Here is a 1,947-nt window from a genome sequence, read left to right on the forward strand (position 1 = left end):
ATAACCGTACCGCTGGGTTCCGTTGAGGCAAAGTCTGCCAGCGCACTGGATCCATCGCAGATGCCGGTGCCATTTCGCAGCCAGTTTATGCGCAGCCCCGTACTTGCGCCGTACGCCACGGGCTACGATCCCGAAGACGGGATGAACATCCACTACTACACCATCGATCAGGTGGCGGCGAAGGTCTCCATGCTTCCCAACCAAAACCTGCTCACACCGATCCTCGGTTACAACGGGATCTTCCCCGGACCGACAATCAGCCTTGACAGGAACACCAAATCACAGCTTCGCGTGTGCAATGATATGCCCGCCACCCACCCCACACAGGGCCACAGTCTGTACTCATCGACCCACCTCCATGGATCAGCCTCGCTGCCCCAATTTGACGGCTATGCCAGTGACATCACCCATCCCGGGTTCTACAAGGACTACCGCTTCCCCAACGGCCAGCATGCACGCACGCTGTGGTTCCACGATCACGCAGTCCACAACACTGGACCGAACGTGTACTCGGGTCTTGCCGCGCAGTACCACATTCATGATGCGCTTGAGCGGGAACTGCTCCCCCAGGGTGACTTCGACGTTGCGCTGACTCTCTCGGATGCGATGTTCGCGGCAGACGGGTCCCTCGGTTATGACGACGACAGCAACTCGGGCCTGTGGGGCGACGTGATAATGGCCAACGGCCGGCCCTGGCCCGTCATGCAGGTCCAGCGGCGTGTATACCGGTTCCGGGTCCTGAATGCGTGCATCTCTCGCTCCTTCCGTCCCTATCTCAATACCGGCGAACCTGTCACTGTAGTGGCGACCGACGGTGGCCTGATTCCCTACGCCCAGACCGTCGACAATTGGCGCCATGGAAGCGCGGAACGCTACGAGATATTGATTGATTTCCGCAACTACCAGCCCGGCCAGCGCGTTGAGCTCCGGAATCTGTCCAACAAGAACAACGTCGATTACGACTTCACCAACCGGATCATGGCCTTTGATGTGACCGCCGAGCCGGTGGACACGAGCGACCCCACGTGGAACACCATTCCCTACGAGCTCGCTCCGAATAACGAAATCATGGCGATGAAGGAAAGCGACGCCACCAAGAGACGGTTCTTCCGCCTCAAGCGGGATGACGTCACTAACATGTGGTCAATCAACGACCGGACGTGGGCTGACGTCATCGCCAGCAACTACCGCGAAGTGATCGCGAACCCGGAGTTGAACGGAACCGAGATCTGGGAGTTCGACAACCGCTCGGGCGGCTGGTTCCATCCCCTGCACATTCACCTGGTTGACTTCAAGATCATCGGTGGAGAGGACCGCGCAGATTTCGCCTACGAACGGGGGCCCAAGGACGTGGTCTATGTCGGTGAGGGGGAGACCGTCAAGCTGCTGATAAAATTTGGTCCGCACCGCGGCCGGTACATGGTCCACTGCCACAACCTCCCACACGAAGACCACGACATGATGGTGCAGTACGCCGTCGGAATGGCTCCGGAAGACTACGACATGGACGTGAACGACCCCATTGAGGCGGCCAAGCCGATCTGGAATGACGGCGTCTACCCGCCGGAGCTTCCACCGGCGCCCGCGTTCACGGACGTTGGGAAAGACGCAGATTTCTTCGCCGAGATCACCTGGCTGGCGGCCAAGCGGATTACCACCGGTTACGACGACGGCACTTACCGCCCGTTCCTGCCGGTCAACCGCGACATGATGGCGGCGTTCCTTTACCGCCTGGCGGGCGCGCCTTCCTTCATGAAGACGGTCTCGTTCAAGGACGTCCGGCCCAGCCACGTGTTCTATAACGAAATCAGTTGGATGGCCTCCGCGGGTATCACCACCGGCTACGAGGACGGCACCTTCCGCCCCTACCAGCCGGTCAACCGCGACATGATGGCGGCATTCCTCTACCGCCTGGCAGGGAGCCCCGAGGTGACAAGACCATCATTG

Annotated in this window: 1 protein-coding gene; it reads left to right on the forward strand. The window is 60.0% G+C overall.

Annotation, left to right across the window (positions count from 1 at the left end; genetic code table 11):
- Nucleotides 1–60: 60 nt before the first annotated feature.
- On the forward strand, nucleotides 61–1,947 hold a 1,887-nt coding region (locus tag Y708_RS25685), incomplete at its 3' end, for an S-layer homology domain-containing protein (protein ID WP_253905847.1).

Source organism: Arthrobacter sp. H5 (assembly GCF_000520595.1).
Classification (GTDB): Bacteria; Actinomycetota; Actinomycetes; order Actinomycetales; family Micrococcaceae; genus Arthrobacter_D.